Annotated in this window: 8 protein-coding genes and 2 pseudogenes; 9 read left to right on the top strand and 1 reads right to left on the bottom strand. The window is 57.9% G+C overall.

All coding sequences use genetic code 11. The features are described 5' to 3' along the window. The first annotated feature begins 26 nt into the window (after nt 1-26). The 9 genes and pseudogenes from eno to ACUVSA_RS10595 all read left to right on the top strand — a co-directional run bounded on the left by eno (nt 27) and on the right by ACUVSA_RS10595 (nt 7,759). The gene (gene eno, locus ACUVSA_RS10555) at nt 27-1,307 is read left to right on the top strand and encodes a phosphopyruvate hydratase (protein ID WP_445894776.1); all 1,281 of its coding nucleotides are present in this window, start codon (nt 27-29) and stop codon (nt 1,305-1,307) included. Then, complete coding sequence (gene coaE / locus ACUVSA_RS10560; protein WP_445894777.1) at nt 1,279-1,998, top strand: dephospho-CoA kinase; 720 nt, start codon at nt 1,279-1,281, stop codon at nt 1,996-1,998. The genes eno and coaE overlap by 29 nt, the downstream gene beginning before the upstream one ends. Continuing rightward, nucleotides 1,941-3,670 (top strand): annotated as a pseudogene (gene sdhA, locus ACUVSA_RS10565) (succinate dehydrogenase flavoprotein subunit). The gene coaE and the pseudogene sdhA overlap by 58 nt, the downstream one beginning before the upstream one ends. Next, the gene (locus tag ACUVSA_RS10570; RefSeq protein WP_445892652.1) at nt 3,670-4,401 is read left to right on the top strand and encodes a succinate dehydrogenase/fumarate reductase iron-sulfur subunit; all 732 of its coding nucleotides are present in this window, start codon (nt 3,670-3,672) and stop codon (nt 4,399-4,401) included. Before sdhA ends, ACUVSA_RS10570 begins: the two are co-directional and overlap by 1 nt. Beyond that, nucleotides 4,394-4,672 carry a hypothetical protein gene (locus ACUVSA_RS10575; RefSeq protein WP_445892653.1) on the top strand — a complete coding sequence of 93 codons (279 nt, stop codon included), beginning with the start codon at nt 4,394-4,396 and terminating at the stop codon, nt 4,670-4,672. Before ACUVSA_RS10570 ends, ACUVSA_RS10575 begins: the two co-directional genes overlap by 8 nt. Nucleotides 4,673-4,809: 137 nt before the next feature. Next, a complete protein-coding gene (locus ACUVSA_RS10580) occupies nt 4,810-5,001 on the top strand; it encodes a hypothetical protein (RefSeq protein ID WP_445894778.1) in 192 nt (63 codons plus the stop codon). A 3-nt stretch (nt 5,002-5,004) separates the two neighbouring features. Further along, nucleotides 5,005-5,703: an acetyltransferase gene (locus tag ACUVSA_RS10585; RefSeq protein ID WP_445894779.1), complete on the top strand. Its 699-nt coding sequence runs from the start codon at nt 5,005-5,007 to the stop codon at nt 5,701-5,703. Nucleotides 5,704-5,963: 260 nt separating this feature from the next. Next, entirely contained in the window at nt 5,964-6,974 is a 1,011-nt protein-coding gene (locus ACUVSA_RS10590) for an APC family permease (protein ID WP_445894780.1), read from the top strand. A gap of 11 nt (nt 6,975-6,985) precedes the next feature. Continuing rightward, nucleotides 6,986-7,759: a hypothetical protein gene (locus ACUVSA_RS10595; protein WP_445894781.1), complete on the top strand. Its 774-nt coding sequence runs from the start codon at nt 6,986-6,988 to the stop codon at nt 7,757-7,759. Between the two features lie 490 nt (nt 7,760-8,249). On the opposite strand, the pseudogene ACUVSA_RS10600 reads toward ACUVSA_RS10595, so the two are convergent. Further along, nucleotides 8,250-8,731 (bottom strand): annotated as a pseudogene (locus ACUVSA_RS10600) (hypothetical protein); the annotation flags it as partial.

Genomic DNA, 8,731 nt, shown 5'->3' on the forward strand with positions numbered 1-8,731 from the left:
TCCGCTCAGAGAAAGGGGGGGCATGCATGAGCGGGATCATTTCGGTTCGGGCCAGAGAGATTCTGGATTCTCGAGGAAATCCCACGGTGGAAACGGAGGTCGTCCTGGAGTCGGGTGTGAAGGGACGGGCGGCGGTGCCCTCCGGGGCGTCCACCGGATCCCGGGAAGCTTTGGAGCTCCGTGACGGTGACCCGAAACGCTACTTGGGCAAGGGTGTTCTTACGGCGGTGCGGCACGTCAACGAGGAGATCGGCCCTAAGATTCTGGGCATGGATGCTCAGGACCAAGTGGAACTGGACCGATTCATGATCGCTTTGGACGGGACGGAAAACAAGAGCCGTTTGGGCGCCAACGCCATTCTGTCCGTGAGCATGGCCGTGGCCAAAGCCATGGCGGAAGAATGTGAGCTGCCTCTGTATCGCTATCTGGGCGGCGTATCGGCAAGGATGCTCCCGGTGCCCATGATGAATGTGCTCAACGGAGGAGCCCATGCCGACAACAACCTGGATATTCAAGAATTCATGATCGTGCCGGCGGGAGCGCCCACTTTTCGAGGGGCCTTGCGCATGGGTGCCGAAGTCTTTCATCACCTGAAAAAAGTCTTGAAATCCCGCGGGTACAATACAGCGGTGGGGGACGAAGGGGGCTTTGCGCCGAATCTTCGGTCCAACGAAGAAGCTTTGGAGCTTATCATGGAAGCCATTCAGGCCGCCGGCTATGCTCCGGGAGACGACGTCTTCTTGGCTCTGGATCCGGCGGCCAGCGAATTGTATGAAAACGGCCGCTACACCCTGAAAGCCGAAGCGAAGCCGGAAAAGTCGGCGGAAGAAGTCATCGACCTTTACGAGGCATGGGTGGAGCGGTATCCTATTTTGTCCATTGAAGACGGCCTAGCTGAAAGCGATTGGGACGGCTGGAAGGCCATGACGCGCCGGCTCGGCGACCGAATTCAGATCGTGGGCGACGATATTTTTGTCACCAACACGAAAATCTTGGCGAGGGGAATCGATGAGGGGGTGGCCAACGCCATCCTGATCAAGCTCAACCAGATCGGCACCGTCACCGAAACCTTGGATGCCATCGTTATGGCGTATCGTGCCGGGTACCGCGCGGTGATTTCCCACAGATCCGGAGAGACGGAAGACACCTTTATCGCCGACCTGGCTGTGGCGGCATCCACCGGTCAGATCAAGACGGGATCCATGTCTCGCACGGATCGCATCGCCAAGTACAATCAGTTGCTGCGCATTCAGGAAGATTTGGGAGATGCGGCACGTTATGCCGGCATCGAAATCTTTCGGCGCTGATCGGGCTTCGGGCGCGTGCCGGCGTCCCGTCCGCATCGCTTTGACGGGGGGTATCGCTTCAGGCAAGAGCACGGTGGCTCAGATGCTTCAGCACAAGGGAGCCGTCGTGCTCGATGCCGATGCCGCGGCGCGTCGTGCGGTGGCACCGGGACAGCCGGCCTGGAAAAGGCTGAGAGCCATCCTTGATGCGGCCTATTTCGATCCGGCCACGGGAGAAATCCAAAGAAGAAAACTTCGGAAAGACATTGTGCGCGACCCTGAGCTGCGCGCTCAAGTCAACGCCGCCGTGCACCCATCGGTGATGGAAGCCATGGAGGCGGCGTGGCGGGAATGGTGCGTTCGAGATCCCCATCGGGTGGTCATCTTTGACATTCCTCTGCTTTATGAAGCGCAGATGGAGGGCTCCTTTGACTGCGTTATCCTGGTCTATGCGGATCCGGAAACGCAGGTTCAGCGTTTGTGTCGCCGCGATGGCATTGCTTCAGAAGAGGCGCAAAAGACCCTGGGCATGCAGTGGCCCATCGCCTGGAAAAAGGAGCGCGCCCACGTGGTGATCGATAACGACGGCGATCTGGAAAGCACGCGGCGCCAAGTGGACGCACTGTGGAACGACAAATTACAAAGGATCCTATCATGTCGGAAAAACACGTCCACGACGTCGTCATCGTGGGATCGGGGCTTGCCGGGCTGAGAGCGGCGGTGGAGGCCGCCGGTCGCCTGGACGTGGCCCTCATCAGCAAGGTCTTTCCCACGCGGTCCCATTCCGGAGCCGCCCAAGGGGGTATCGCGGCCGCGCTGGGCAACGAGGAACCAGATTCGTGGGAATGGCACATGTTTGACACCGTCAAGGGCGGCGATTACCTCACAGACCAGAACGCCGCAGAGGTTCTGGCCCGTGATGCGGCGCGCGCCGTCTACGAATTGGAACACATGGGCGTGCCCTTTAACCGAAACCCCAACGACACCATTGCGCAGCGCGCCTTTGGAGGCCACACGCGCCATTTCGGAGAAGCCCCTGTCAAACGGGCCTGTTATGCTGCCGATCGTACGGGCCGCGTCATTTTGGACACCCTGTACGGCCAGTGCGTTCGCAAAGGCCTCCACGTCTATGCGGAACTGTCCGTGGTGGATCTGGTGGTGCGCAACGGTGCCGTGTGCGGCGTCATTGCGCTGGATTGGGCCACAGGTCGACGGCATGTCTTTCATGCCAAGGCCGTGCTGTTGGCTACGGGAGGCTTTGGCAAGGTCTTTAAGACCACGTCCAACTGCTTTGCCAACACGGGAGACGGCGTCTATCTGGCCCTGCGCCATGGCTTTCCTTTGGAGGATATGGAGTTTGTGCAATTTCATCCCACAGGTATCTACGGCTGGGGGTGCTCATCAGTGAAGCGGCTCGAGGGGAAGGCGGTGTTTTAAAAAACGACTTGGGTGAGCGCTTCATGGAGCGTTACGCGCCCACCATCAAGGACCTGGCCGCTCGGGATGTGGTGTCTCGGGCCATCATGAGCGAGATTCAAGCGGGTCGGGGCATCGATGGTCGGGACTTCGTCCACCTGGACCTGACCCATTTGGGCAAAGACCGGTTGGCGGAGAGACTTTCAGATATTTGCTCCTTCGTGCGCATTTACCTGGGCATCGACCCGGCCCGCGAACCCATACCAGTTCAACCCACATGCCATTACATGATGGGAGGCATTCCGACGGATGTGAACGGCAGAGCCCTGGACGTGCAGGGTCGCCCCATTCCAGGCCTTTATGCCGCCGGTGAGTGCGCGTGCGTTTCCGTTCACGGCGCCAATCGCTTGGGGTGCAATTCCCTGCTGGATCTGGTGGTGTTCGGGCGCCGAGCCGGGCAAGATCTATGTGCGCAGGTGCCGACCATGGACCGACCGCCCTTGCCTGCGGATGCCGAGGAGGCCACGCGGGAACGGCTGGCACGGCTCAAGGAACGAACCCATGGCGTGCGGCCGGCGGTGCTTCGAAAGCGGTTGCAGCAGGAAATGATGGAGCGCTGCGGCGTCTATCGAACGGAGCAGGGCTTGGAAAAGGCCCTGGCGACGGTTCGAGGGCTTCAGGAAGAGTACCGCACCAAGGTCTTTTTGGATTACCGGGGGGACCGGTACAATACGGACCTGATGGAAGCCCTGGAGCTGGAGTCGCTGCTGGGCCTGGCGGAAGTCATTCTGGTGTCGGCGGCGTCCCGGCGCGAGAGCCGCGGCGCACACAGTCGGCAAGATTATCCCCAGCGCGACGATGAGCAATTTCTCCATCACACACTGGTCTTTCGTGATGAAGAGACGCTGCGTCTGGCCTTCAGACCCGTTTCCATCACGCGGTTCCAACCCAAACCGAGGGTTTACTGATAGAACTGAACTTCAGAATTTTCCGATTTGATCCCGACGTGGACCGGGAGCCTCGTTATCAGAGGTATCGCGTGACGGCGGATCCCACGGAACGGATTCTGGATTGCCTTAACCGCATCAAATGGGAACAGGACGGCAGTTTGAGCTTTCGCATGTCCTGCGGACATGGCGTCTGCGGCTCGGACGCGCTGCGCATCAATGGTCGATGTGCTCTGGCATGCCAGAAACTGGTCAAGGACGTGGCCGAAGCCGACGAAGTGCTTATCGAGCCGTTACCTTCCTTCAAAGTACTCAAGGACTTGGTGGTGGATCTGGAGCCCTTCTTTGAAAAGGTCCGCTGGGTGCAGCCATACCTTCTCGGCGGCGACCATTTTCCCGAAAAGGAAAGGTTGCAGCCTCCGGAGGAAAGAAAGAAACTGGACCATGTGATTCGCTGCATTCTCTGCGCCTGCTGCATGGGGGCGTGCCCGGTCACGGCGGAAAACGAACGTTTCCTTGGACCGGCGCCGCTCGTCTGGGCCTTTCGCTATCTCTTTGACAGCCGTGACCAGGAAAAAGAGCGGCGTTTGCGGGCGGTGAATACTGAAAACGGAGCTTGGGGTTGTCGAAACCATTTTGAATGCACTCGAGTGTGTCCCAAGGAAATTCCGGTGACCAAGAGCATCAACATGATCAAGCGGGAAATTGAAAAAGAGCGGCGTTCAACGGGAAAGGAGAAGAATCATGTTTGAACAAAGGGACATAGAAGCGAAAATCAGGGAACTGTATCCGGACATCGACAAATTCGGCATTTTCGTCACGGTGAAAAAAGACAAGCTGGTGGGTGCCACCAACTATGCCGTGCAGTTGGAAAAGGATACGCGAACCGCCACCTTTAAGCTGGGCATCGACGATGTCAAGCAGTGCATGGCTGGAAACCGATGCGCTTTGATCACGGCGGAACTCGGTCAGTTCATCAAAAGGTTCATCGACGAAAGTTACAGCATCGCTGAAGCCGGCTAACCGCACGCTGCGCCGTCTGCTTTTGGCCTATAACCTTGTCTACTCTCTCGTCAGGGGAAAGCGTTTATGTTGTCTTGGCTTCCGGGGCCCTTAAACGGCTTGTTTTCCATAGCGTGGCTGTCGGCCAACACGCTTTTTTGGTTCATTCCACTGCTTACCGCGGCGGCTTTCCAGTGGATCGTCCCCCTGTCCGCATGGCGCAGGGGGTGCGGTCGAGTGCTGAACGGCATCGCCAGACGTGGGTGGCCGTCAACAATCTGGGATTGGCGTGGACCAAGAAAATCCGATGGAAGGTCACCGGCGTGGATCACCTGAAAGAAAAAGGGTAGTACTTGGTTTTGGCCAACCACCAGAGCTGGATGGACATCGTCGTGTTTCAAAAGGTGTTCCATCGTCGGTTGCCCTTTCTCAAATTTTTTCTGAAAAGGGAGCTCATTTATGTCCCCTTTTTGGGCCTGGCTTGGTGGGCTCTGGATTTTCCCTTTATGAAGAGGTCTTCGGCGGCCGCGGCGGCCAAAAGACCCAACGTGCAGGCTCGAGACATGGCCGAAACCCTCAAGGCGTGCGAAAAGTTCAAGCAGGTGCCCATCGCGGTCATGAATTTCGCTGAAGGGACCCGGGCCACCGTGGCCAAGATTTTTGAAAAGGGTTCGCCTTTTACGCATCTTCTGCGGCCCAAAGCCGCCGGGGCCGCGATGGTGTTGGCGGCCATGAGGGACCGTCTGGACACCATTGTGGATGTGACCGTGGTGTATCCCGAAGGGCCTGTGTTCTTTTGGCGTTTTTTATGCGGCAAAGTGCGGGAAATTTGGGTCCACGTGGAAACCCTTTCGATCCGTTCCGATCTTGTGGGGGACTATTTCCATGACGGAGAGTTCCGAAAGCGCTTTCAGGACTGGTTGAACGAACTATGGAAAGCCAAGGACCGAAGGATCGAGGCCATGAAACGGGAATGGCGGGAACTTTCCTGTGGCCGAGAACACCTGGCCGATGAGCCTACCGGCGAGCACTGGCAGAAATCCAGCGCCTGAAACCTCGACCCACATGCTCGGGCCGCGTCCTTGCGGCTGGAGGAGCGCCGCAAGGGGCGATCAGAGGTCGCGGCTTGCGCCGCTTCCACTGAGCGTGTGCGCAGACAGGCTCCTAGGAGCCCCGCAAAGGGCGAGGTTGCATCGGCCTTTGAGCCGCGTTCCCCCAAAAGGGTTGTCGCTTGGACGGTCAGGAACGTGGTGAGCGGGATTTTGGAATCTCCTTGACCTCGACGCAAAACAGACGCAAAGGGAGCATCCCGGTGGGGGGGTTGGCAAAACGTTTGGGGGTCCTGGACATCTTTTGTATCGCCGTCGGGACCATGATGAGCTCAGGGATTTTTATTCTTCCTGGACTGGCCTACGCCAAAGCCGGTCCTGCCGTCGTTGTTTCGTACTTTCTAGCGGGATGCTTGATGACGTCGGCGGCCTTGAGCACCATTGAGCTGGTTTCGGCCATGCCCAAGGCGGGCGCCGATTATTTCTTCATTGCGCGGGCCATGGGACCGGCGGTGGGCACGGTCGTGGGCCTGCTGAGTTGGTTCGCCCTGACGCTCAAGAGCGCTTTCGCCTTGGTGGGTGTGTGGGCTTTTACAGAAAAATTTTTCCCTTTTGACACCAGGCTGCTGGTGGTGGCTGTAGCGGTTTTTTTTACGGTGGTGAATCTCTGGGGAACAAAGGGATCCAGCCTGCTGCAGACAGTTTTTGTGCTTGTTCTGCTGGGCCTCATGTCCTCTTATGTGCTTAAGGGATTTTCCGACGTGCACGTGCATTACTTTGTGCCCTTTGCCCCTCAGGGTTGGAATGCGGTTGTGAGCACGGCCGGCTTCGTCTTTGTTTCCTATGGAGGACTCTTGCAGATTACGGCTCTGGCCGAAGAGGTCAAAAATCCATCGCGAACCATCCCTTTGGGACTTTTGTCCGCCGTTTCTGCAACCATTCTTATCTATTGCCTGATGATTTTAGTGACCTGCGGCGTCTTGGACCCGGGAACTTTGATCCATTCCCTGACACCCATCAGCGATGCTGCACGGGTCTTTATGGGGCGACCTGGGGAGATCGCTTTGACTGTGGCCGCCATGGTGGCCTTTTTGACCACAGCCAATGGGGGTTTGTTGTCGGCGTCCCGGTATCTAGTGAGTCTGAGTCGAGACGAACTTTTGCCGACTTTTTTCGGCCGCGTCCATGCCAAAAAACAAACGCCGATGCCAGCGGTTCTGATCACGGGAGCTTTTCTCATCGGCTTTTTTTCCTTTCATTGGAGTCCCTGGTGAAAACGGCTTCCATGGTGGTCCTGCTCACTCAGGCCCTGGCCAGTGCGTGCGTCGTTATTTTGAGGGAAAGTCGGATTCACAATTATCAGCCCACCTTTCGAGCGCCATTGTATCCCTGGTTGCAGTTGGCCAGTCTCGGAGGGGTCGTGTTACTGCTGGCGGAAATCGGCATGCAGACGCTTTTGATCGGGATGATTTTTGTCGCGGCGGCTTTGATCTTTTTCTGGTTTTACGGGCGTGTAAAGCAGGAAAGGGAATACGCCCTGCTTCATGTGCTGGAGCGTCTTTCGGCGCGTCGAGTGGTGCGCCATGCCCTGGAATCTGAGCTCAAGGAAATCATCCGCGAGCGCGACGAATTGTGTTTGGACCGCTTTGATCACATCATCGAGACGGCGGAAGTGATTGACCTTTCGAAACCGTGCGAGCCGGAGGCCTTGATGGAGCAGCTTCAATCCGTTCTTACAGCACGGGGGCTGGAAGGGATATTGTCGCTCAAAGATCTCAACGGTGAAAGTGGCGCCGTTCGTTTTGTGGAAATGTTTCCTGGAGTCGGCATCGCTCATACACCTGTCGGCGACGCCCATTTGTTTGATGTGGTTTTAGTGCGCAGCCGCGAAGGGATTCGTTTTCCATGGGCCGAATTCCCGGTGCACGCTTTGTTTTTTTCCTGGTGGGAGCCGAAGAGCAACAGTTTCATCTCAAAGCAGTTGCCGCCTTGGCTCAAGTGGTCCAGGACCCCAAGTTCGATGCACGATGGCGCCACGCACGAAGTGCTCAGGCCCTGAAAGACATCATTCTGTTAGCGGATCGTCGCCGAGTCTGTTCCCTGGCCCCGCGCCCCTGGGAAGTGGATGCCGTTCCGGCTAAGGGGCCTTAAAAGCTTTAGCAAACACGGGCCAGTGAAGAGACCGGCCCCTGCCGGTCCGCATCGTCCCGAATGTGCGGGAGCGCGGCCGTCCGAGAGCAGAGGTTCGCCGCCGCGGTTTCCCTTGGAGGGACCGGCTCCTGGCGATCCAGACGTTTGCGGACGGCCGGGAGGCCGTCCCTGGGAAAGGGAGGGCACGCGCTTTCCGTCACCTTTGAGGGGCCGCCTCGTCGTGGTCAGCATTTTTTCAGACGCGCACGTAGGATCCAGTGCGACAAAGGTTTGGCAGTGTTCTCTTGCCGTGACGTATGCAAATATTGGCGGACGTGCAGCTAGTAGGCTCTTTGCAGGACATACAAGGCCTCTTCCAGCGACATGTCTTCGGGGTTGAAGAGTATGGCTCCGTCATTTCAGGCCGCTTTTGCAATGGTTTCCAGCATGTCCAGGGGAACATCGGCATCGCGAAGCCGCGTGGAGAGCCCTGAAAGCACGTGAATGCGAGCCTGGAACCGGCGGAGCACCTCGATGGTTTTCTCCGCGCGCACGGCGCTCGGCGTTTGAGCGTAGACACTCCGACCGCCCAAGGGCAACAGCAATTTCCCGATGGCTTGTCGCCGCCTTTCCAGATTGTATGCCACACCATGGGGATGAAAGATGTTCATGGCCGTCCCGTGATGGATGCGGCAGAGGGCTCCGGTGGCATGCCCCAGGGCATGCACCATGCCCACCATGGCATTGGAAAAGGCGATGTCGGCACTGCACGCTGCGTTGGCCAGAGCCAGCCTGGCGGGGCGGTATCGGCGCCGTCTTCCAAAACGTGGGGCAGGTTTTTGACGATGAGACGAACGGCCGTCGTCGCATAGGCGTCGCTCAAAGGATTCTTCTGCACAGA

The organism is Desulfosoma sp. (assembly GCF_052743555.1).

What these genes read in the sequence shown, in the direction of transcription:
- eno (WP_445894776.1), top strand. Translation starts at nt 27, where the DNA reads ATGAGCGGGATCATTTCGGTTCGGGCCAGAGAGATTCTGGATTCTCGA.
- coaE (WP_445894777.1), top strand. Translation starts at nt 1,279, where the DNA reads ATGCCGGCATCGAAATCTTTCGGCGCTGATCGGGCTTCGGGCGCGTGC.
- ACUVSA_RS10575 (WP_445892653.1), top strand. Translation starts at nt 4,394, where the DNA reads ATGTTTGAACAAAGGGACATAGAAGCGAAAATCAGGGAACTGTATCCG.
- ACUVSA_RS10595 (WP_445894781.1), top strand. Translation starts at nt 6,986, where the DNA reads ATGGTGGTCCTGCTCACTCAGGCCCTGGCCAGTGCGTGCGTCGTTATT.